We start from the raw sequence: 19,897 nt of genomic DNA, 5'->3' as shown, positions 1-19,897 counted from the left end.
CGTCACCCGAAGGTCAGGACCTCGACGATCGGGCGGCGCGGGGTGTCGTTGAGTGGCGTGGGGCGGGTCGGGATTCCGACCCGCAGCAGCAGCTGCGGCACCTCCGCGCCGGGGATCAGCGTCCGGACGATGTCCCGGCTGCGGTCGATGTCGGTGAGATGGGTCAGCGGGCACGTCGCGAGCCGCTGCACCGTCGCTTCGAGCGCGATCGCGGACAGCGCCCGGCCGCACCGGAGCCACGCGGCGGCGTCGTCGGCGGTGGTGCTCAGGACGAGGACGGTCGATTCGTCGTCGGGGCCGTCGTCGGTGCGGGTCGCGCCGTGCGGATCGGGGAACCTGCGACCGACCGGTACGCGCTGCCGTTCGGTGCGGGTGGCAAGGGCGGCCTCCGGGATGCCGTCACCGTCCCGGATATGGCCCGCCCACCAGCGCAGTTCCGCCTGGTAGGAGGCGTCGTAGCGGCGCGCGGCCAGGCTCGACGCGGTCGCCTCCGCCAGGACGGGGCGGGCGTCGGCGCCCAGGAATGTCACCGTCACCTCCGCGCCTGCCGCGCCGAGCAGGTTCCGCAGCAGCGGGGTGTCGGGCAGCGGGGCGAACGCGGTTCGGTCGGTGCGCCTGCGCCGGATCGCCGCGAGCAGGTCGAAGTCGTGCGACTGTGGCCGGGCGTTGTTGGCGAACCGCATCGCCGCCACCAGTTGCGGGCGGGCGGGGTCGGGAAACAGGTCGATGTGCGTCTGCCAGCGCAGCGCGGTCAACGCGACGGTCAGATGCTGCAATGCGGCGCCGCAGCTGATCATCAGCTGGCGTCCGCGGGGGTCGGCGGCGACCAGCAGCCGGGCCGGGTCTGCGGACAGTTCGAGTCGGCCCGCGTCGTACCGCCACCGCCAGGGCTGGCTGTTGTGCACCGACGGTGCCCGGCACGCCAGGTCGACGGCGGTGCGCACCACCTCGGTGTCGGGAATGAGCGCGTCCATGGCGTTGTCCTCACTGTGCGGTGTGAGGACCAGTGTCGGCCTGGCGAAATCGGGCGACTAGGGCCGTTGGTCCCGACTTGGCCGGACGGATACGAGACCGGTCGGTCTCCCGGTGTTCGCTGTTGGCGTAGCGGCCGGTGGAAACGAAATACCTGGATGCCGCGTTGTCACGGGTAAGCATGCAGACTGTCCCCGTTGTCAATGGGATGGAGGCGGCGCAGGCCGCATCACCGGCCACTACAGTGGGAGGTGCGGCTCGTAAATCCCGCTGGGGATCTACCCATAAAGAACGTGAGGGAGAGCGATGTTCGAGAGGTTCACCGACCGCGCACGGCGCGTTGTTGTCCTGGCCCAGGAAGAGGCCCGGATGCTCAACCACAACTACATCGGCACCGAACACATCCTGCTCGGCCTCATCCACGAGGGCGAGGGTGTTGCGGCGAAGTCGTTGGAGTCGTTGGGCATCTCCCTCGAGGGCGTGCGCAGCCAGGTGGAAGAGATCATCGGTCAGGGCCAGCAGGCCCCGTCCGGTCACATCCCGTTCACCCCGCGCGCCAAGAAGGTGCTGGAGTTGAGCCTGCGCGAGGCGCTGCAGCTCGGCCACAACTACATCGGCACCGAGCACATCCTGCTCGGCCTGATCCGCGAGGGTGAGGGCGTCGCCGCCCAGGTGTTGGTCAAGCTCGGCGCCGACCTGAACCGGGTCCGTCAGCAGGTCATTCAGCTGCTGTCCGGCTACCAGGGCAAGGAGCCGCAGGAGACCAGCGGCGGCCGCGGCGAGGCCGGGACCCCGTCCACCTCCCTGGTCCTCGACCAGTTCGGCCGCAACCTGACGCAGGCCGCGCTCGAGGGCAAGCTCGACCCGGTCATCGGCCGCTCGAAGGAGATCGAGCGGGTGATGCAGGTGCTCAGCAGGCGCACCAAGAACAACCCGGTGTTGATCGGTGAGCCCGGCGTCGGCAAGACCGCCGTCGTCGAGGGTCTCGCGCAGGCGATCGTCAACGGTGAGGTCCCCGAGACCCTCAAGGACAAGCAGCTGTACACGCTCGACCTGGGTTCCCTGGTCGCGGGCAGCCGTTACCGCGGTGACTTCGAGGAGCGCCTGAAGAAGGTCCTCAAGGAGATCAACACCCGCGGCGACATCATTCTGTTCATCGACGAGCTGCACACCCTCGTCGGAGCGGGCGCGGCCGAGGGCGCGATCGACGCGGCGTCGATCCTCAAGCCGAAGCTGGCCCGCGGCGAGCTGCAGACGATCGGCGCGACCACCCTCGACGAGTACCGCAAGTACATCGAGAAGGACGCCGCTCTCGAGCGCCGCTTCCAGCCGGTGCAGGTCGGCGAGCCGACGGTCGAGCACACCATCGAGATCCTCAAGGGCCTGCGCGACCGGTACGAGGCGCACCACCGCGTCTCGATCACCGACGGCGCACTGGTCGCGGCGGCCACCCTCGCGGACCGCTACATCAACGACCGGTTCCTGCCGGACAAGGCGATCGACCTCATCGACGAGGCCGGTGCCCGGATGCGCATCCGCCGGATGACCGCGCCGCCGGACCTGCGCGAGTTCGACGACAAGATCGCCGACGCCCGCAGGGAGAAGGAGTCCGCGATCGACGCGCAGGACTTCGAGAAGGCCGCCAGCCTGCGCGACAAGGAGAAGCAGCTCGTCGCGCAGCGCGCCGAGCGTGAGAAGCAGTGGCGCTCCGGCGACCTGGACGTCATCGCGGAGGTCGACGACGAGCAGATCGCCGAGGTGCTCGGCAACTGGACCGGCATCCCGGTGTTCAAGCTGACCGAGGAGGAGACCACCCGGCTGCTCCGCATGGAGGATGAGCTGCACAAGCGGATCATCGGTCAGGAGGACGCGGTCAAGGCGGTCTCCAAGGCGATCCGGCGTACCCGCGCTGGCCTGAAGGATCCGAAGCGTCCGTCCGGTTCGTTCATCTTCGCCGGTCCGTCCGGCGTCGGTAAGACCGAGCTGTCCAAGGCCCTGGCGAACTTCCTGTTCGGCGACGACGACGCGCTCATCCAGATCGACATGGGCGAGTTCCATGACCGGTTCACCGCGTCGCGACTGTTCGGTGCCCCTCCCGGCTACGTCGGCTACGAGGAGGGCGGCCAGCTCACCGAGAAGGTGCGCCGCAAGCCGTTCTCGGTCGTGCTGTTCGACGAGATCGAGAAGGCCCACCAGGAGATCTACAACACGCTGCTGCAGGTGCTCGAGGACGGCCGCCTCACCGACGGTCAGGGCCGCACGGTCGACTTCAAGAACACCGTGCTGATCTTCACCTCGAACCTGGGCACCGCCGACATCTCGAAGGCGGTCGGGCTTGGCTTCACCTCCGGTAGCGGCAACGAGTCGAACTACGAGCGGATGAAGCTCAAGGTGCACGACGAGCTGAAGAAGCATTTCCGTCCCGAGTTCCTCAACCGCATCGACGACATCATCGTCTTCCACCAGCTGACGCAGGACCAGATCATCCAGATGGTCGACCTGATGATCGGCCGGGTGGAGAAGCAGCTGAAGAACAAGGACATGGACATCGAGCTGACCGAGCGGGCGAAGTCGCTGCTCGCGAAGCGCGGCTTCGATCCGGTGCTCGGTGCGCGGCCGCTGCGTCGCACCATCCAGCGCGAGATCGAGGACCAGCTGTCGGAGAAGATCCTCTTCAACGAGGTCGGCCCCGGTCAGATCGTCCTGGTCGACGTCGAGGGCTGGGACGGCGAGGGCGCGGGCGAGGACGCGAAGTTCACGTTCGCCCCGAGCCCGCGGCCGGTCGCGGTGCCGGACTCGTTGCCGGTCGACATGGCGAAGGCAGGCGAGGCCCCGGCCGAGGGCGGCGGCGCCGAGTAGGTCACGCATGACGAACGCCCCGCGAGCGAAGGCTCGCGGGGCGTTCGTCGTCCCTGTGCCCGGTGGTGGTTGCGGGAGCGTCAGGCGCGGGACGCCCGGTCGAGGCGCTCGGTCGGTCCCCGGTCAGCGTCGATGGACGTCACCAGCTCCCGGACGATTCCGAGCAGCGTCTCGTCGATCCGGGTCCGGGCCGCCGTCAGGGTCTCGGCCGTCAGGTCGTCAATGTCCGTGAGGCCTCACTCGCGCTCGAAGCGCGCGCGGACGGCGAGCATCTTCGCCCGCAACTCGTCCTCGGTGATCACCCCGCGCTCGAGCAGGGTGTGGGCGGTGACGATCGCCGATCTGGCGCGGACCGGGAACCCGACGTAGACCGACTCCCCGAGTGCGTCCTCCGCGTTGCGGCGGTCGAGATTGTCCAGCGCGCCCCGCCAGGACAGGCATTCGCACGTGGCCTGCATGCTCGACTCCCACGGTGACGGCGGGCCGTCCAGCTCGGGCAGGGCCTCCTCGCGCCGAGTTCCCGGGGCGAGGGTGGACAGCAGCACCTGATATCCGGTGCCGCCCATCACGCGCCAACCTCGGTCGGCGACTCGGTGGCGGTCCAGTCCACCTGCGGCAGCGCGACACCGATCATCGTGTCGCGGGTGACGATCGAAGCGAGCTGGTCTTCCGTCCAGCCCTCGGTGCCCTCGGGGCGCATCGGCATCACCATGAACCGTGACTTCTGATTCGAGTCGTGCACCCGGACCTCGACGTCGGCAGGGAAGTGCAGCCCGAACTCGCCGAGCACTTCCCGCGGCCAGCGCACCAGCCGACGCCGGTAGTTGGGGGTGCGATACCAGTCGGGAGACATGCCAAGGACCGGGCGCGGATAGCAGGAGCAGAGGGTGCACACGATGACGTTGTGCACGGTCGGGGTGTTCTCCAGGACGTAGAACCAGGTGTAGTCGCTCGGCGTTCCGGATCCGGTGGGGTCGCGCCAGTCGATGCCGATCTCCGCGCAGGTTTCGGTACCGTCGGCGAGCAGGCGGGCCTTGAACTCCGGATCCGTCCATGCCTTTGCGACCAGACGCGACCCGGCCGCCGGGCCGATCGACTCCGCCCATTCGGAAAACCGGCGATGGTCCTCGTGGGAGAACAGGCCCTTCTCGATGGCGAGTTCGCGGATCGCGGTCTCAAGGACCTCGAACTCGCTGACCTCGGGAGACTCCTGAATCGGTGCGTGCTGGTCGTGGCTGTCGTTCACTGCGACTCCTCCTTGGCGTGCTCGAGCCACCGCTCGGAGCATTCGGTTTCGAGGGTGTCGCCGTCGCATCCGGTGTAGTTCGGCCAGAGCTCGCGTTGCCGGAAGCGGACCACGTAGAACGGCTCGGTGCGGCCGTCGTCGCGGCCCCACGCCTCGTCCTCGGGGATCACCCAGTCGGGACGGTGTTCGACGACGATTCCGGTGTGGCCTCGGGTGTAGGCCTGGGTCCGGGTGTGGAACATGGTCGTTGCGTCGCGGACGGTGACGCGATCGCCGATCTCGAATCTGGTCATGACGGTGCCTCCGCGCGCGCCCCGGTCAGCCTGGCCCGAACCTCGTCCAGCTTTGCCGAGAGTTCATCGGGTGTGACTAGGCCCTTGTTGATCAGCGTCTTTGCGGCGACGGTTGCCCAGCGTGCGTAGTACGGCAACCCGAAGTACAGGGTGGCACCGAGATCGTTCTCGGCCCGCCTGCGCTCCTCGGAGTTCCACACCCCGCGCCAGCCAAGGCATTCGCAGGTGACGTAGGTGTTCATCTCCCACTGCTCCTCGACCTTCTCCAGAAACGGCGTTGGCAGGTCGGGTTGCCCGCCGACGTCGTGCAGGACATGGCGAAGCGTGGCGAACAGGTCGTTGGAGATCGTGTAGGGGGAGTCGAGGGGAGTGCGGAGTGTGGGGGAGATGCGGGTGACCTCGCTCTGGAGGTCGTCGAACGTGCGGGGTGAACTCATGTCGAGTCCTTCGAAAAGATGTGTGCGACAACGCGAAAGGCTCAGTAGGTGATCCGCGCGGCGCGGGTCAGTGGCACGGCAGGCCAAGAAGGTGGCGGCCGTCGTGCATCAGTTCGTGCATGTACATGCCGGTGCGTGAGATCGCGCCCTGGTCGAATCCGACCAGGTACAGGGCGAGAAGTGCGAGGAGAACGATTCCGGCGGCGAGCAGGGCCGCGCCCATCGACTGCGTCGCGCTGCTTGGTGAATGGACTACAGCCATGTTTCCTCCCGGGAACGGCATGATCGTCGCGATTCAACGGGGTTCGGTTGTCGAGGCTACACCGTCCGCGGGCGCGGGCAGGGGGAATCGGGTGGCGGGCGGAGTCGGGGTGGTGTCCACTTGACCGGTGGCCATGAATGTCGATGCTCGGCCCGCGCGCGCCCTGCTCGTGCTGACGGGGCTGATTCTCGTTGCTGCGGTGGCGAATCTGAACCTGGCGGTCGCGAACGTGGCGTTGCCGGATATCGGGCGGGCCTTCGACGCGAGTCAGACCGAGTTGAATCTGATCGCCGTCGGCTACTCGGTGGGACTCGCCGCGTCGGTGCTCTATCTCGGTGCGGTCGGCGACCGCTACGGCCGGAAGCTGATGCTGATTCTCGGGATGACGCTGTCGGTACCGGTGTCGCTGCTGGCCGGGTACGCGCCGAACCCGGAGGTGCTGTTCGCGGCGCGCGTGGCAGGCGGCGTCTGCGCGGGTCTGGCGTATCCGACGACGCTGGCGTTGATCACCGCGTTGTGGTCGGGGCAGGCGCGGACCCGGGCGATCGCCCTGTGGTCGTCGATCGGGGGTGGGCTCACCGCGCTCGGTCCGCTGGTCGCGGGTGCGCTGCTCGAGCGATTCGACTGGGGGTCGGTGTTCCTGGTGACGATCCCGCTCGCGCTGGTGGCGTTGGCGATGACGGTGCTGGTTGTGCCGAGTCACGTCAACGAGTCCACCGATCCGGTCGACCACCTCGGGGGCCTGGTGTCGGTGGTCCTGGTCGCGGCGCTGGTCCTCGGGATCAACTTCGCACCCGTCGACGGGATGGCGGTGACCGCGATCTCCGCGTTGGGGATCGCGCTCGCCGCGGGCATCGCGTTCGTGATCCGGCAGGCACGGGCTCGGAATCCCTTGTACGACTTACACATTGCTCGACGCCGGATCTTCTGGGTCGCTGCGGTCGCGGGAATTATCGTGTTCGGAGCGTTGATGGGGACGATGTACATCAGCCAGCAGTACCTGCAGAACGTGCTCGGTTACTCGACCCTCGCGGCGGGCTCGGCGGCCCTGCCCGCCGCGCTGGTGATGGTTCTGGTGGCCCCCCGATCGGCGCGGCTCGTCGAGTCGCACGGGTCGCGTTTCACCCTGCTTGCCGGGTATGTCGCGATCGTCGCTGGACTGCTGGTGGCCTGGCTGATGTGGGACGAGACGGCGCACTATTGGCGGATCGCGCTCGGCTTCATGCTGCTCGGCGCGGGTGTCGGGCTGGCGGGCACCCCGGCCTCGCATTCGCTGACCGGGTCGGTTCCGGTGTTCCGGGCCGGAATGGCCTCGGGCACGGCCGATCTCCAGCGTGACCTTGGCGGAGCGATCGTGCAGTCCGTTCTCGGGTCCTTACTGACGGCCGGATACTCGGCATCGTTCGCGGCCACGATCGCGGCCACCCCACAGGCATCGGCGGTGAGCGAGCAGACGCAGGCCGCGCTGGAGAAGTCGTTCGCCGGCGCCGTGAACATCGCCGAGCGCTACCCGCAGTACTCGGAATCGATCCTTGCCGCCGCACGAGCGGCGTTCCTTGCCGGTGACGGTCGCGCGTACGCGGCGGCAATCGGAATCGTGCTGCTCGGTGCGGCGCTGGTGTTCCTGATGTACCCGAAGCGAGACTCGGAGCTGGCGCTCCTCGAGCGGTACCGCGCCGAGGATGCGACCGAGCCGATGGCGCGGTCCGGGCGGTGACCGGACCCGTCCGTCGTCCGGCACGACAGGGCGGCGGGGAGGGGGGAGACTGGGACGCATGCCCACTCGTACCGCACGCACCGCATGGAACGGCACTCTCCAGGATGGGTCCGGTCAGACGGAACTGACCAGTTCGGGCCTGGCGACATTCGACGTCTCCTTCCCCACCCGGGCCGCCGACGCCGCGAACGGCGCGACCAGTCCGGAGGAATTGATCGCGGCCGCCCATTCGGCCTGCTACGCGATGCAGTTGTCAGCGCTGATCGGGGAGGCGGGCGGGGTGCCGCAGAGCCTCGAGGTGACCGCGGTGGTGGGCCTCGGCCCCGACGATCCCGGATTCAAGCTGACCGGAATCGCGATCACCGTGCGCGCCGAGGTCGACGGACTCGATGCCGACGGCTTCGCGTCGGTTGCGCAGGCGGCGAAGGAATCATGCCCGGTCAGCAAGGCACTGACCGGCGTCGACATCACATTGGACGCCGCCCTCGTTTGATTCCGTACAAAAGATTGACCCTCGTCACCCGGCGAATTCTCGGTTATCCTGGATTCCGCCGCACTGACAGGTGAATACACCGTGAAGCGCGGAATTCCGTTTGAAATATCGGAATCTCCCTGGAAGTACCTGGCACAGGGTGAATGGCATCCGAAGGTCCAATGGCCGATGCCGTGGGTAGCACTTGTGCCGACGAACTGAGGATCACTCCCCGTGACGAACTCCGCCAAGGCTCCCGCTCGCCGTCTCGCCGCCAAGATCGCCCTGGTCGGCGTCTTGACCGCTCTCCCGGTCGGCGTCGTTGCCGCCCCGGCCGTTGCCACCAATCTCGGCGGCAGCTGCAACATCGACGGAAACGTGAAGGCAGTGAAGGACTGCCCCGCCGCGGAGTAGGCCGATGGTCAAGCCCGGTTCGGGGCGCGTGCAGGAACAAGATGTCGATGGTGGACGTTTCAACCATTCGTGACTCCCGAACCCGTTGACCAGTCCGCAGCCACCACCGTCGTGCTGGAGGTGTGGTCCGACATCGCCTGCCCGTGGTGCTACATCGGCAAGAAGCGCTTCGATACCGCGCTTGCGCTGTTCCCGCACCGCGACCGGGTGCAGGTGGTGTGGCGGTCGTACCTGCTGTCCCCGGACACCCCGGTCGGTCTGCGGCGCCCCGAGGTCGACGCCCTCGTCGAGATGAAGGGCATGCCCGCCGCCCAGGTGAAGCAGATGTTCGCGCACGTCGCGAGCACCGCGGCCGCGGACGGCCTGGTCATGGACTTCGACACCGTCATCGCCGCCAACACCGTCGACGCGCACCGGCTGATTCACTGGGCAGGGGAGCGTGGCGAGGACCTGATGTCCGCGCTGTTCCGCGCCCATTTCGAGCAGGGCCGGGTCGTCGACGACCGGGACGAACTGGTTGCGATCGCCGCCGAGGTCGGACTCGACGCGGGCGCCGCGCGGGCGGCACTGGACGCCGACGCCGAGGCGGATCGTGTCCGAGACGACGTTGAGCAGGCCCGCGCGCTCGGCGTCACCGGGGTCCCGTTCTTCGTCGCCAACCGTGCAATCGGCGTCTCGGGTGCGCAGCCCGTCGAGGTGTTCACCCAGTTGCTGGAGCGGGCGTACGCCGACGCCAACCCGATCGTCACCCTCGCAGGCGCGTCGGACGCCGACGGCTCCTGCACCGACGGCTCCTGCGCCGTCTGACCCCACCCGCGGGTTCCCTAATGTCACATTCGGGATCGTGAGGTGACCGAATGTGACATTAGGGAGCGTTGGGTACCGGGGGTCGGGCTAGCTGGCGACGGCGGGCGCGCTCTGCGCACGGGCGGCGCGCTCGGTGAGAAACGCGAAACCGAGGCCGAGTGCCAGCCACAGCGTTGCCTGGATCGCCAGCGACGAGACCCGGAACTCCCACAGCAGGGTTGCCGGGAAGTCCTCCCCGACCTCGTTGACCCCGGGCATCAGCACATAGCCGACCGCGACGATCGCGAGGAAGGCCAGGGACGGCGCCCCGACCTGCACGGACAGGTAACCGGTCGACGCGACGAGCCGGGCCACGTACGCGGCGACACCGACCGCAACCAGTCCGAGGACCACCGTCGCCAGCCACAGCCAGGTGCGCTGATTGATCGTGTCGGGGTCGCCGACCGCGGGCGGGTTCGCCGGGTACTTGAAGAACGGCACCGCCTCGATCGCCAGCCAACCGGCCCCGGCCAACGCCAGTGCGAGCGCCGGACCGGACATGGCGGTGACCCGCCGCGCGTAATGCGCGACGACGGCGAAGATCGCGCCGAGCGCGAGGCCGGCGAGCGTGGTCGCGAGAAACAGGCCGATGCGCTGGCCGTCGCGGCTGACCAGGGCATCCTCCCCGTGCGAGTGCCCCTCCTCGGCTGTCGCCCCGCCGTGCGCGCCCGCGTCGGTTGCGTGGTCCTCCGCCGGGGCGGCGGACTCCTCGATCGCGATGGCCGCATCGATGTGCGGTTCGCCGATCACGAAGGCGACGGCGCCGGCAAGCAGGCCCGCGACGAGGCCCGCGAGCAGGCCGCGGATGAGGAGTTTCGTGAAGTTCTCGGTCAGTGGCACGGCAGGCCCAGCAGGTGGCGACCGTCATGCATCAGTTCGTGCATGTACATGCCGGTGCGCGAGACCGCGCCCTGGTCGAACCCGACCAGGTACAGGGTCAGCATCGCGAGCAGGACGACACCCGCGATGATCAACGCGACACCGACCGATTCGGTCGACGTGCTGGGGGTGTGAACGACAGCCATAGGTTCCTCCTGGGATAAACGCGTCCCGCAAAGTCCATGCGATGGCGGCGGGGTCTGGCTGTCGAGGCAGTGCCTCGATCACAGTGGCGCGACCGCTCCGGAGTTGCACCGGAATTCCCGTCCGACATCGCTATTACTGGCGCACTGTCGCACCGAGGCGCCCGCCGTGTCAATTGGGACGAATCCCCCGCCCGCGGTACGGAACCGGCCGTGCCGCGGGCGAATCCGGTCAGGATGTCGCCGATCGTGGCTGCGACCACCGCGTGCCTGCCGCGCAAAATACCGGGCAGGCACGCGCAGGACCGTTGTGGTCAGTCCTGCTTCGCCGCGACGTCGAGCACGACCTCGAACTCGAGCAGCGAGGCGCCGGTCGCGACCGGCTTCTTCGCCTCACCCGCGTGCGCGGCGCGGGCGTCGCCGTCCCGCCACGCGGCGAAGGCGTCCTCCGATTCCCATTGCGTCACCACGAAGTAGCGGGTCTCCCCGCCGGTTGGGCGCAGCAACTGGAAGCCGAGAAACCCGGGGGAGTTCTCAACGGTTCCGGCGCGCTGCGCGAAGCGCTTCTCGAGTTCGGGACCGGCGCCCTCGGGCACCTCGATTGCGTTGATCTTCACCACTGCCATGGCCGAGAGGGTACTCCCGATTCCTGCGAAGACCGCGACCTCACTCGGCGGTGGCGGCGCCGTCGCCGAGATGCTCGGTCAGCACGGCCATCTGGGTCCTGCCCGCATCGGCGTGCACCGCGCGTCCGGTGTCGGTCACGTCGACGAAGACGCCGCGACGGTCCGATTCGCACAGTGATCGCGCCACCAGGCCCGCCTTCTCGAGGCGGGCAACGCTGCGGGAGAGCGCGCTCGGGCTGAGGTACATGTCGGCGGCCAGTTCCTGCATGCGGGGATGCCTGCAGGTGACCGACACCAGCCGGTCCAGCGTCTCGAAGTCGCTCATGCTCAGCCCGTGTGCGCTCTGCATCCGCCGGTCGAGCTCGCACGCGATGCCGTTGTACCGGCTGAGCAGGGCGCGCCAACTCTCGCGCAGCTCCGCTTCTGAGGTCATGGCCGCATCATAGTGCGGCCCACAGATCAGTGCAAGGAAAATAAATGCAAAGAGAATTTATGCTTGTGCATTGATTGCACATGCATCTAGTCTGGCTGGCGTGACTTTCACCGAAACCGCCCCGAACCCAACGACATCGGATTCCTCAGTCCCGCAGCAGGGTTGGACCGGCCGGCTGTGGGGGATCCTCGCGGTGCTCTGCGTCGTGATGTTCCTGGACGGACTCGACGTCTCGATGGTCGGCGTCGCGCTCCCGTCCATCGGCACCGAACTCGGCCTCGACACGACCTCCCTGCAGTGGATCATCAACGGCTATGTGCTCGGCTTCGGCGGCCTGCTGCTGCTCGGTGGGCGCACCGCCGACCTGCTCGGCCGTCGCCGGGTCTTCCTCGCCGCACTGGCCGTCTTCGCGGTCGCCTCGTTGATCGGCGGCCTCGTCGACAACGGAACCCTGCTCATCGTCACGCGCTTCGTGAAGGGCCTCGCCGCGGCGTTCACCGCCCCGACCGCGATGTCCATCCTGACCACCACCTTCAGGGAGGGGCCTGCCCGCAACCGGGCGCTATCGATCTTCTCGGTGTTCGGTGCCAGCGGCTACTCGTCCGGCCTGATCCTCGGGGGGCTGCTCACCAGCGCGGGCTGGCGCTGGACATTCCTCATGCCGGTGCCGTTCGCGGCCGCGGCCCTCGCGTCGGCGTGGGTGCTGATCCCACGGGACCGACCCGCCGACAGCGGTGGTCACGACCTCGGTGGGGCGATCACCCTCGTCGCGGGCATGATGCTGGCCGTCTACACCGTCGTCTCCGCCCCGTCGCGGGGCTGGGCGGATCCGCTCACCCTTGGATCGTTCGCGCTCGCCGCCGTCCTGCTCGCGTCGTTCTTCCTGGTCGAGAACCGGGTGGCGCACCCGCTGGTGCGGCTGAGCATCCTTCGGGTCGGCACCATCGTGCGCGCCAATCTCAGCATCGTTGCGCTGTTCGGTTCCTACCTGAGCTTCCAGTTCATGATGACGATTTTCCTGCAGTCGGTCCTCGGCTGGTCGCCGTTGAAGATGGCGCTGGCGCTGCTCCCGACCGGATTGATCGTCGCCGTAGCCTCACCGTTCGTCGGACGGCCGATCGACCGGTTCGGCACCTCGCCGATGATCCTGGCGGCGCTTGCCTCGCTCAGCCTCGGCTACCTGTGGTTCCTGTTCGTCGGCAACGATCAGCCGTCGTACGTGGTGGCCATCCTGCCCGCGGCGATCCTGCTCGGCGTCGGGTTCGCGCTCGGCTTCACCTCGATCATGGCGCAGGCCACCGCCGGGGTGGACGACGCGGAGCAGGGGCTGGCGTCGGGGCTGGTGCAGACCTCCGCCCAGGTCGGGGCCGCCCTCGTGCTGGCATTGACCACGGCGCTGGTCACGGCAGGCTCGCACACCGCCGAGGCGGCGGGCGCGGGCTTCGCGCAGTTCCGTCCAGGCCTCGTCCTGGTGACCGGGGTGGCGCTGGTCGGCCTCGCGATCACCGCCGCGCCGCTGATCCGGCGCCGTCGGTACACCGCGGTTCCCGCCCCCCGGCGGGACTGATCCGGGAGACTGCGCAACTGCGGCACGGTACCGGGCTAGCCTCGGTGCCGTGCTGCATGACGAGGGTGGGACGGGCCGACCGATTCTGTTGCTCCACGGGCTGATGGGCAGTGCCCGCACCTGGCGCCGACACGTGCCGTGGCTGCGCGAGCACGGGCACGTGTACACCTTCGACGCGGCGGGCCACGGCCGACCGGCACCCCCACGGTTGACCACCGAGGCGTTCGTCGACGACCTCACCGCCGCGCTCGCGCCGCTCGAGGAGCAGATCACCGTGATCGGCCACTCGATGGGCGGGCTGCACGGCTGGTGCTTCGCCGCCGCCAACCCCGACCGGGTGCGCGCCCTGGTTGTCGAGGACATGGCGCCGGACTTCCGTGGCCGTACCGCAGCGGACTGGGCGGCAATGATCGGTGCCTGGCCGACGCCGTTCCGCGACGAGCAGCACATGGTCGACTTCTTCGGACCCGTTGCCGCGCAGTACTTCATGGATTCGTTCGAGCGCCGGGAGGACGGATTTCACCTGCACGGTGAGGTGCCGGTGTGGCGCGACATCTCGGAGGAGTGGGGTACCCGCGACTTCTGGGCGCCGTGGTCGGCGGTGCGGGCGCCCGCACTGCTCCTGGAGGGGGAGTACACCATCACCCCGCCCGGTCAGATGCGCGCGATGGCCGAGACGGAACGGGGATCGACGACGCGATACGAACTGGTCGCGGGCGCCGGGCATCTGGTGCACGACGACCGGCCTGCCGAGTTTCGCGCTGCGGTGGAAGCGTTTCTGGACGGGTTGCCTGGTCACGTCCCCGCTCGGTGACCGTCACCCGCCAGGGTCGCCCGGGTGGCACCCGCGGCGAAGGCGCGCTCGAAGCCTGCCGCGCCAAGCGCGCTCGTCGCCGCGGCCGTGATCCGGTCGACGTCGCCACGCTCGCCCCCGGGCAGCGGTGCACCGACCGAGTCGCGAGCGGCCGCCGCGGCGCCGAGCAGTCGGGCGGCCGCCGCAGGCCACCCCGCCAGCACCTCGGCCCCGGCAAGGCCCTCCATTGCCAGGGCCGCAGCCCGGGGGTCGCCGAGGCGCAGCGCAGCGGCGTGCCCCTCCTCGTGCAGTGCGCGTGCGTGGTCGGCGTCGCCGCGCAGCTCGGCGAGGAAGCCGAGTTCGGCAAGCATGAGCGTGGTGATCGGACCGAAGTCGCTGCGCCTGCCCCAGTCGAGCATCGACCGGAGTCGGGGTTCCGCCTCCTCGAGGCGTCCGGCTCGGCGGTCCGTCAGTCCGAGCCCGATCTCGGCGGACACCTCCCCGTTCCGGTACCCGTGTTCCCGTGCAAGGCGCCGTGACCGCTCGTGCAGTTCGCGGGACGCGGCGAGATCACCGGTCAGGAGCGAGATTCGGGCCAGGCCGCACAGTCGATCGGTCACCTCGCGCCACAGGCCGAGCTCCCGAGCCACCCGGAGACCGTCGGCGTGCAGGCCCCGCGCGCGGGCGTAGTCGCCGGTGACTTCCGCGACAGTGGCGAGCGGGTAGGCAGCCTGGGCCTGACCCCAACGGTCGCCGAGCTCCCGGAAGATCGACATGGCCCGCTCGCCGTCGCGGGCGGTCGCGGCCAGTGCGTCCGGTCCGGTGTGGCACTGGGCCCGCGTGCACAGGGCCGCGCCCGTCGCCCACGGGTCGTCCTCCGCGCTCAGCCGGGCCAGCGCCAGGTCCGCCCATGCACGCCCGCCCACCACGTCGACGGCCCCGTATCTCGCGTACGCGAGGAACCAGGTGGCGCGGCCCCGGCCGGGGAACTCGCCGCCTGCCGGTGGCAGTGTTGGCTCGGTGCCGCGGTCGCCGGACCCGTCTGGTGTGTCACCAAGAATTCGAATTCCGCTGTGCCAGTGGGCGGCTCGGATGGCGATCGGATTCTCCGGGTCACCGGCGTTCCGCAGCGCCTCGCCGAGCCAGCGGTCGGCCTCGGTGAACCTGCCACGCAGCACCCAATACCAGGTCAGCGCGTCGGCCAGCCGCAGCCCGAGATCCGGGTGGTCGGCGCAGCCGACGGTCACAGCGCCGCGCAGATTCGCGCCTTCCGCGTCCAGCCGGGCCAGCCAGGCCGGCTGCGACTCTCGATGCAGGTGTGGCCGGGCGGTCTCGGCCAGTTCCGTGAAATGCAGGCAGTGCCGCCCGAGCGTCGCGTCGCGTTCCCCGGATTCGGCCAGCCGGTCGGCGGCGTAGACGCGGATCGACTCCAGGAGTCGGTATCTCGGTCCGTCCGGTGTCTCGGCAACGGACACCAGCGAACGGTCGACCAGACCGGAGATCAGGTCGAGCACATCGGACGCGTCGATGCCCGCATCCGAGCACACCACCTCGGCGGATTCGAGCGTGCAGCCGTCCGCGAAGACGGCAAGCCGATGGAACAGGGTGCGCTCGGCGGCGGTGAGCAGGGAACTGCTCCAGTCGATCATCGCGCGCAGGGTCTGTTGCCGCGGGGGCGCATCCCGGTAGCCGGAGGTCAGCAGCCCGAAACGGTCCTCGAGCCGCTCGAGCAGGCGGGCCACGCCGAGCACCCGGACGCGAGGTGCGGCCAGTTCCAGCGCGAGGGGGATCCCGTCGAGTCGCGCGCAGATCGCGGCCACCGCCGCGGCATTGTCCGGTGTCAGCGCGAAGCCGGGTGCCGACGCGGCGGCGCGGGAGACGAACAGTTGCACCGCGGCCGACTCCGCAATCGGCTCGTCGCCACGGGGGAGTCCCAACGGTTCCACGGCGAACAGTCTTTCGCCGCCGATCGCCAGCGGGGCCTGGCTGGTGGCGAGGATCCGCAGGCCGGGGGCGGCGGCGAGCAGGTGGCCCGCGACGAGGCCGACGGCGGCAACCAGGTGTTCGCAGTTGTCGATCACCAGCAGCGCCCGCCGGGTGCGGAGGACCTCGGTCAGGCGCTGGAGGTCGGTGCCGGTGTCGGGCGCGGGGAGGTCCGGAGTGGGGAGGTGCTCGCGGATGCCGAGCGCCGCCAGTGCCGCATCGGCGATGATCGAGGTGCCCGACTCCGGTGCGGGTGTCAGTGCTGCCAGCTCCACTAGCCAGGTGCCGTCCGGGCTCGAATCCCTCAGCTGCCGAGCGACTTCCACGGCGAGGCGGGTCTTGCCGACGCCGCCGGGGCCGGTGAGGGTGACCAATCGCGAGTCGTCGAGCGCGGCGCGAATGCCTGCCACCGCCGGAGCCCGCCCGACGAGGGCGGCGACCGGTACCGGCAGGTTGCCCCGCGGCGGGGGACCGCTCGCGTGGGCCCGCAGCACGCTGGGGTCGCCGCGCAGGATCGCGGTGTGCAGGGCAACGAGTTCCGGGTCGGGATCCAGGCCGAGGTCCTCCGCGAGGAGCGCACGCAGCCGCGCGAAACTCGCGAGCGCCTCCGGCTGCCGACCGGCCCGAGACAACGCCCGCATGTGGGCCCCGCGCAACCGGTTTCGGAGGGGGTTGCGGTCCACCAGGTCCGCCAGTTCGGCGACGAGCGTCGCGTGCTCGCCGAGTTCGAGGCGGGCCTCGGCCCGATCCTCAAGCGCGGTGAGCCGGGCCTCGTCGAGTCGGGCGGCGACGCCCCGGGCGAACGGACGGTCGGCGTGGTCGGCGAACGCCGGACCGCGCCAGAGTCCGAGGGCCTGATCGAGCAGGGCGATGCGCTCCCGAGGATCCGGCGCGGTCCGTGCCAGCGTCGTCAACCGGTCGAACTGGGCCGCGTCCACCGCATCGCCGTCGACCCTGAGCAGGTAGCCCGACGCCTCGAGCGCGACCGACTCCCGTCCCCCCGGCTCGGCCTCCCCGAACGCTCGGCGCAGCAGCGAAACCTTGGCCTGCAGGGTGTTCGGTGCGCTCGCCGGCGGCTCGTCACCCCACAGTGCCTCGATCAGTCGATCCGTGGACACCGGCCTGCCCGGCCGCACCAGCAGCGCGGCGAGCAGCGTGCGGACCTTGGGTTCGGTGATCGCGATCGGCTCGCCGCGCGCGGCCTCGACGCGTAGTGGGCCGAGGACTCCGAACCGCATGCCGCAACGGTAGTGCAGATCACCGACATCGCAGGGGGCGTCAGCGGACCGCAAGCGATACGCAAGGGGGTCCGTGCAGGCTCGGATCCGTCAGCAGCACACCGCCGCAGGAGAAAAGGGAAGGGCACACAATGAGCAGCAGCGCGAACGTCCCGGTCACCGTGATCGGACTCGGGCCGATGGGGCAGGCCATGGCCGGCGCGTACCTCGACAGGGGGCACCCGGTGACCGTGTGGAACCGGACGGCGAGCCGCGCGGACAACCTGGTCGCGAGGGGCGCGAGTCGAGCCCCGACACCCACCGAGGCCGTGCGGGCGAGTGAACTGGTGATCCTGAGCCTGACCGACTACGGCGCGATGTACGACATCCTCGACACGGTCGGGGACGCACTGGCCGGGCGGGTGGTGGTCAACCTCAGCTCCGACACCCCCGAGGCGACCCGGGTCGCGAGCGGGTGGCTCGCCGATCGGGGCGCCGACCTCCTGGTCGGCGGGGTGATGGTGCCCGCCCCGATGGTCGGGGGAGACGGCGCCTACGTCTTCTACAGCGGCTCCGCGGCAACCATGGACGCGCACCGGCAGACCCTCGCCGCAATCGGCCGACCCGATTATCGCGGTGCGGACCCGGCGCTCGCGCAGCTCTGGTACCAGGCGCAGCTGGAGGTGTTCCTGACCGCGCTGTCGAGCTTCGCGCACGCCGCCGCGCTCGTCGGCTCGGCCGGGGTGACCGCCACCGAACTCGTGCCCTATTCCGCGGAGACGTTCGCGTTGGCCGCGTCGATGCTGTCGGAGTCCGCGACCCGGTTCGACGTCGGCGACCATCGCGACGACGGTGCCAACGTCGCCATGATGGCGGCGACCGCCGACCACATCGTCGGCGCCAGCCGCGCCGCTGGCATCGATCTCGCGCTGCCGCTCGCGGTGCAGGAGCACTACGAGCGGGCCGTTGCGGCGGGGCACGGCCGGGACAGCTGGACCAGCCTGTTCGAGGTGATCCGCAAGCCGGGCGACCGCTGACCGAGGCGCACCGCCGCCCGGCCCCCGGGCTCGTCAGTGCTCGGGGCCGCCCTCGCCTGCCAGTGCGAACAACCCGTCCTCGGTCTGTTCGATCAGCCCGTCCACCAACAGCGACCCCAGCGCGCGGTCCCGCTGGGTCGGGTCGGCGTGCCACACCAGATCCAGACGGGCGCGTTCGACGGGGACGTGACTCTCGCGCAGCACGCCGAGCAGCAGGCCGCGCACCTGCCGGTCGGTGCCCGCGAACCGCTGCACCTTCCGCGGCGGGCCGGTGTGCGCGGGGCGGCCCGCGGCCACCCAGGCGCAGTCCGTCAGCGGACACCGGTCGCAGTCCGGGGTGCGGGCGGTGCACACCGTCGCACCGAGCTCCATCAACGCGGCGGAGAACACCGCGGCGCGGGCGCGGGTGCGGGGTAGCAGCGCCTCGGTGTCGGCGAGGTCCCTGCGGGTGGACGGATTCCCCGGTTCGGCGGACCCGTGCACCGCGCGGGCGACGACCCGTCGAACATTGGTGTCCACCACCGGAACTCGTTGACCGTAGGCGAAGCAGGCGACGGCCCGGGCGGTGTAGTCGCCGATGCCGGGCAGGGTGAGTAGCACCTGCACGTCGGCCGGGACCGCGTCGTCGTGGTCGGCGGCGAGGACGCCCGCGCACTCGTGCAGCCGCAGCGCCCGGCGCGGATAACCGAGCCGACCCCAGGCGCGCAGCACCTCGCCCTGGCTGGACGCGGCCATCGCTGACGGCACCGGCCAGCGCTGCACCCACTGCTCCCAGATCGGGGCAACCCGGGCCACCGGCGTCTGCTGCAGCATGATCTCGCTCATCAGGATGTGCCAGGCGGTCACGTCGTCGCGCCGCCAGGGCAGGTCACGGGCCGCACGCTCGTACCAGCCGATCAGCGCGGAGGAATTCACCGGAACGTCACACCTGTCCTTCGTCGATTCACCAGGTCGCCGCCATGTCCGATTCGGGGCCGGGTGCACAATGGCAGACATGCCGAATTCGAACCCCATTTCAGCCTGGAAGGCCCTCAAGCAGGGTAACGAGCGGTTCGTCAGCGACACCTCGCTGCACCCCAGTCAGGGCATCGCCGACCGGGCGAAGCTCGTGAACTCGCAGCATCCGACCGCAGTGCTGTTCGGATGCGGAGATTCGCGGGTCGCCGCGGAGATCATCTTCGACCAGGGACTCGGCGACATGTTCGTCGTGCGCACCGCCGGACATGTCATCGATAGCTCAGTTCTCGGTTCCATCGAGTATGCCGTCGACATCCTCAACGTGCCGCTGATCGTGGTGTTGGGCCACGACAGCTGCGGCGCGGTCGCCGCCACCCTCAAGGCCCTCGACAACGGCGAGGTGCCCGGCGGATTCATCCGGAGCATCGTCGAACGGGTCGCGCCGTCGATCCTGGTCGGGCGCAACGAGGGGCTGTCCACCATCGACGAGCTCGAAGGCAGGCATGTCGTCGAGACCGGTCATCTGCTGATGGAGCGGTCTCGGATCATCGCGGAGAGGGTCGAGAACGGCACCTGCGCGATCGTCGGCGTCACGTACACCCTCTCCGACGGCGGCATCAAGCTGCGCGGTTCGGTCGGGGAGATCGGGGAGGTCGTCGACGAGAAGGACGCCCTCTAGCGCCGGTCGGTGCGACACGCCGGACCTGGTGGCTGGTACCAATACCACGGGCACTTACCGTGGTA

The 19,897-nt window shown here is 69.6% G+C and carries 21 protein-coding genes and 1 riboswitch; of the genes, 9 read left to right on the top strand and 12 right to left on the bottom strand.

Going from position 1 to position 19,897, the window contains the following annotated elements; all coding sequences use genetic code 11:
• Positions 1-2: 2 nt before the first annotated feature.
• Positions 3-974 carry an Acg family FMN-binding oxidoreductase gene (locus ACFWPA_RS12770; RefSeq protein WP_378507468.1) on the bottom strand — a complete coding sequence of 324 codons (972 nt, stop codon included), beginning with the start codon at positions 972-974 and terminating at the stop codon, positions 3-5.
• 304 nt (positions 975-1,278) lie between these two features.
• Between ACFWPA_RS12770 and ACFWPA_RS12765 the strand changes: the two genes are divergently transcribed.
• Entirely contained in the window at positions 1,279-3,831 is a 2,553-nt protein-coding gene (locus ACFWPA_RS12765) for an ATP-dependent Clp protease ATP-binding subunit (RefSeq protein ID WP_378507467.1), read from the top strand.
• A 236-nt stretch (positions 3,832-4,067) separates the two neighbouring features.
• On the opposite strand, the gene ACFWPA_RS12760 is transcribed toward ACFWPA_RS12765, so the two are convergent.
• The 5 genes from ACFWPA_RS12760 to ACFWPA_RS12740 form a co-directional block, all read right to left on the bottom strand.
• The gene (locus ACFWPA_RS12760) at positions 4,068-4,397 is read right to left on the bottom strand and encodes a ScnB (protein WP_378507466.1); all 330 of its coding nucleotides are present in this window, start codon (positions 4,395-4,397) and stop codon (positions 4,068-4,070) included.
• Positions 4,397-5,077, bottom strand: coding sequence for a thiocyanate hydrolase subunit gamma (gene scnC, locus ACFWPA_RS12755; protein ID WP_378507465.1), 681 nt, complete (start codon positions 5,075-5,077; stop codon positions 4,397-4,399). Before scnC ends, ACFWPA_RS12760 begins: the two co-directional genes overlap by 1 nt.
• A complete protein-coding gene (locus ACFWPA_RS12750; RefSeq protein WP_378507464.1) occupies positions 5,074-5,370 on the bottom strand; it encodes an SH3-like domain-containing protein in 297 nt (98 codons plus the stop codon). The genes scnC and ACFWPA_RS12750 overlap by 4 nt, the downstream gene beginning before the upstream one ends.
• A complete protein-coding gene (locus tag ACFWPA_RS12745) occupies positions 5,367-5,807 on the bottom strand; it encodes a hypothetical protein (RefSeq protein WP_378507463.1) in 441 nt (146 codons plus the stop codon). Before ACFWPA_RS12745 ends, ACFWPA_RS12750 begins: the two co-directional genes overlap by 4 nt.
• Positions 5,808-5,874: 67 nt before the next feature.
• Complete coding sequence (locus ACFWPA_RS12740; RefSeq protein ID WP_378507462.1) at positions 5,875-6,069, bottom strand: CbtB-domain containing protein; 195 nt, start codon at positions 6,067-6,069, stop codon at positions 5,875-5,877.
• 133 nt (positions 6,070-6,202) lie between these two features.
• Between ACFWPA_RS12740 and ACFWPA_RS12735 the strand changes: the two genes are divergently transcribed.
• From ACFWPA_RS12735 to ACFWPA_RS12720, 4 genes are all read left to right on the top strand, one after another.
• A complete protein-coding gene (locus ACFWPA_RS12735; RefSeq protein WP_378570416.1) occupies positions 6,203-7,786 on the top strand; it encodes an MFS transporter in 1,584 nt (527 codons plus the stop codon).
• 58 nt (positions 7,787-7,844) lie between these two features.
• Positions 7,845-8,279 carry an OsmC family protein gene (locus ACFWPA_RS12730; protein WP_378570392.1) on the top strand — a complete coding sequence of 145 codons (435 nt, stop codon included), beginning with the start codon at positions 7,845-7,847 and terminating at the stop codon, positions 8,277-8,279.
• A 213-nt stretch (positions 8,280-8,492) separates the two neighbouring features.
• On the top strand, positions 8,493-8,672 hold the full coding sequence (locus tag ACFWPA_RS12725) for a hypothetical protein (RefSeq protein WP_378507460.1): 180 nt from the start codon (positions 8,493-8,495) through the stop codon (positions 8,670-8,672).
• A 69-nt stretch (positions 8,673-8,741) separates the two neighbouring features.
• A complete protein-coding gene (locus ACFWPA_RS12720; protein ID WP_378507459.1) occupies positions 8,742-9,479 on the top strand; it encodes a DsbA family oxidoreductase in 738 nt (245 codons plus the stop codon).
• An 87-nt stretch (positions 9,480-9,566) separates the two neighbouring features.
• Here the strand turns inward: ACFWPA_RS12720 and ACFWPA_RS12715 are convergent, their stop codons facing one another.
• The 4 genes from ACFWPA_RS12715 to ACFWPA_RS12700 form a co-directional block, all read right to left on the bottom strand.
• Entirely contained in the window at positions 9,567-10,358 is a 792-nt protein-coding gene (locus ACFWPA_RS12715; protein WP_378570390.1) for a CbtA family protein, read from the bottom strand.
• On the bottom strand, positions 10,349-10,543 hold the full coding sequence (locus tag ACFWPA_RS12710; protein WP_378507457.1) for a CbtB domain-containing protein: 195 nt from the start codon (positions 10,541-10,543) through the stop codon (positions 10,349-10,351). The genes ACFWPA_RS12715 and ACFWPA_RS12710 overlap by 10 nt, the downstream gene beginning before the upstream one ends.
• A 28-nt stretch (positions 10,544-10,571) precedes the next feature.
• Positions 10,572-10,707: riboswitch (cobalamin riboswitch) on the bottom strand.
• A 147-nt stretch (positions 10,708-10,854) separates the two neighbouring features.
• Positions 10,855-11,166, bottom strand: a complete 312-nt coding sequence (locus ACFWPA_RS12705) for an antibiotic biosynthesis monooxygenase family protein (protein WP_378570388.1) — start codon at positions 11,164-11,166, stop codon at positions 10,855-10,857.
• 40 nt (positions 11,167-11,206) lie between these two features.
• Positions 11,207-11,599 (bottom strand): MarR family winged helix-turn-helix transcriptional regulator, encoded by a 393-nt coding sequence (locus ACFWPA_RS12700; protein WP_378507455.1) that lies wholly within the window; start codon positions 11,597-11,599, stop codon positions 11,207-11,209.
• Between the two features lie 100 nt (positions 11,600-11,699).
• Between ACFWPA_RS12700 and ACFWPA_RS12695 the strand changes: the two genes are divergently transcribed.
• Both ACFWPA_RS12695 and ACFWPA_RS12690 read left to right on the top strand, forming a co-directional pair.
• The gene (locus tag ACFWPA_RS12695; RefSeq protein ID WP_378570386.1) at positions 11,700-13,166 is read left to right on the top strand and encodes an MFS transporter; all 1,467 of its coding nucleotides are present in this window, start codon (positions 11,700-11,702) and stop codon (positions 13,164-13,166) included.
• Between the two features lie 49 nt (positions 13,167-13,215).
• The gene (locus ACFWPA_RS12690; protein WP_378507453.1) at positions 13,216-13,980 is read left to right on the top strand and encodes an alpha/beta fold hydrolase; all 765 of its coding nucleotides are present in this window, start codon (positions 13,216-13,218) and stop codon (positions 13,978-13,980) included.
• Here ACFWPA_RS12690 and ACFWPA_RS12685 read toward each other — a convergent pair.
• Entirely contained in the window at positions 13,962-17,180 is a 3,219-nt protein-coding gene (locus ACFWPA_RS12685) for a BTAD domain-containing putative transcriptional regulator (protein ID WP_378570384.1), read from the bottom strand. The two genes, ACFWPA_RS12690 and ACFWPA_RS12685, sit on opposite strands and share 19 nt — an antisense overlap.
• A gap of 131 nt (positions 17,181-17,311) precedes the next feature.
• On the opposite strand from ACFWPA_RS12685, the gene ACFWPA_RS12680 reads away from it, so the two are divergent.
• Positions 17,312-18,196, top strand: a complete 885-nt coding sequence (locus tag ACFWPA_RS12680) for an NAD(P)-dependent oxidoreductase (RefSeq protein WP_378507451.1) — start codon at positions 17,312-17,314, stop codon at positions 18,194-18,196.
• 33 nt (positions 18,197-18,229) lie between these two features.
• Here the strand turns inward: ACFWPA_RS12680 and ACFWPA_RS12675 are convergent, their stop codons facing one another.
• Positions 18,230-19,111, bottom strand: coding sequence for an A/G-specific adenine glycosylase (locus tag ACFWPA_RS12675; RefSeq protein WP_378507450.1), 882 nt, complete (start codon positions 19,109-19,111; stop codon positions 18,230-18,232).
• 79 nt (positions 19,112-19,190) lie between these two features.
• On the opposite strand from ACFWPA_RS12675, the gene ACFWPA_RS12670 reads away from it, so the two are divergent.
• Positions 19,191-19,832: a carbonic anhydrase gene (locus ACFWPA_RS12670; protein ID WP_378507449.1), complete on the top strand. Its 642-nt coding sequence runs from the start codon at positions 19,191-19,193 to the stop codon at positions 19,830-19,832.
• The last annotated feature ends 65 nt before the right edge of the window (positions 19,833-19,897 follow it).

It is taken from the genome of Rhodococcus sp. NPDC058505 (genome assembly GCF_042720095.1).
GTDB lineage: Bacteria > Actinomycetota > Actinomycetes > Mycobacteriales > Mycobacteriaceae > Rhodococcus_G.
The sequence above is the reverse complement of the archived record's forward strand: the minus strand, read 5'-3'. Positions and strand labels throughout refer to the sequence as shown.

Coding starts and splice junctions, on each gene's coding strand:
- ACFWPA_RS12770 (WP_378507468.1), bottom strand. CDS start 974: ATGGACGCGCTCATTCCCGACACCGAGGTGGTGCGCACCGCCGTCGAC.
- ACFWPA_RS12765 (WP_378507467.1), top strand. CDS start 1,279: ATGTTCGAGAGGTTCACCGACCGCGCACGGCGCGTTGTTGTCCTGGCC.
- ACFWPA_RS12760 (WP_378507466.1), bottom strand. CDS start 4,397: ATGGGCGGCACCGGATATCAGGTGCTGCTGTCCACCCTCGCCCCGGGA.
- ACFWPA_RS12750 (WP_378507464.1), bottom strand. CDS start 5,370: ATGACCAGATTCGAGATCGGCGATCGCGTCACCGTCCGCGACGCAACG.
- ACFWPA_RS12745 (WP_378507463.1), bottom strand. CDS start 5,807: ATGAGTTCACCCCGCACGTTCGACGACCTCCAGAGCGAGGTCACCCGC.
- ACFWPA_RS12740 (WP_378507462.1), bottom strand. CDS start 6,069: ATGGCTGTAGTCCATTCACCAAGCAGCGCGACGCAGTCGATGGGCGCG.
- ACFWPA_RS12735 (WP_378570416.1), top strand. CDS start 6,203: ATGAATGTCGATGCTCGGCCCGCGCGCGCCCTGCTCGTGCTGACGGGG.
- ACFWPA_RS12730 (WP_378570392.1), top strand. CDS start 7,845: ATGCCCACTCGTACCGCACGCACCGCATGGAACGGCACTCTCCAGGAT.
- ACFWPA_RS12710 (WP_378507457.1), bottom strand. CDS start 10,543: ATGGCTGTCGTTCACACCCCCAGCACGTCGACCGAATCGGTCGGTGTC.
- ACFWPA_RS12705 (WP_378570388.1), bottom strand. CDS start 11,166: ATGGCAGTGGTGAAGATCAACGCAATCGAGGTGCCCGAGGGCGCCGGT.
- ACFWPA_RS12700 (WP_378507455.1), bottom strand. CDS start 11,599: ATGACCTCAGAAGCGGAGCTGCGCGAGAGTTGGCGCGCCCTGCTCAGC.
- ACFWPA_RS12685 (WP_378570384.1), bottom strand. CDS start 17,180: ATGCGGTTCGGAGTCCTCGGCCCACTACGCGTCGAGGCCGCGCGCGGC.
- ACFWPA_RS12680 (WP_378507451.1), top strand. CDS start 17,312: ATGAGCAGCAGCGCGAACGTCCCGGTCACCGTGATCGGACTCGGGCCG.
- ACFWPA_RS12670 (WP_378507449.1), top strand. CDS start 19,191: ATGCCGAATTCGAACCCCATTTCAGCCTGGAAGGCCCTCAAGCAGGGT.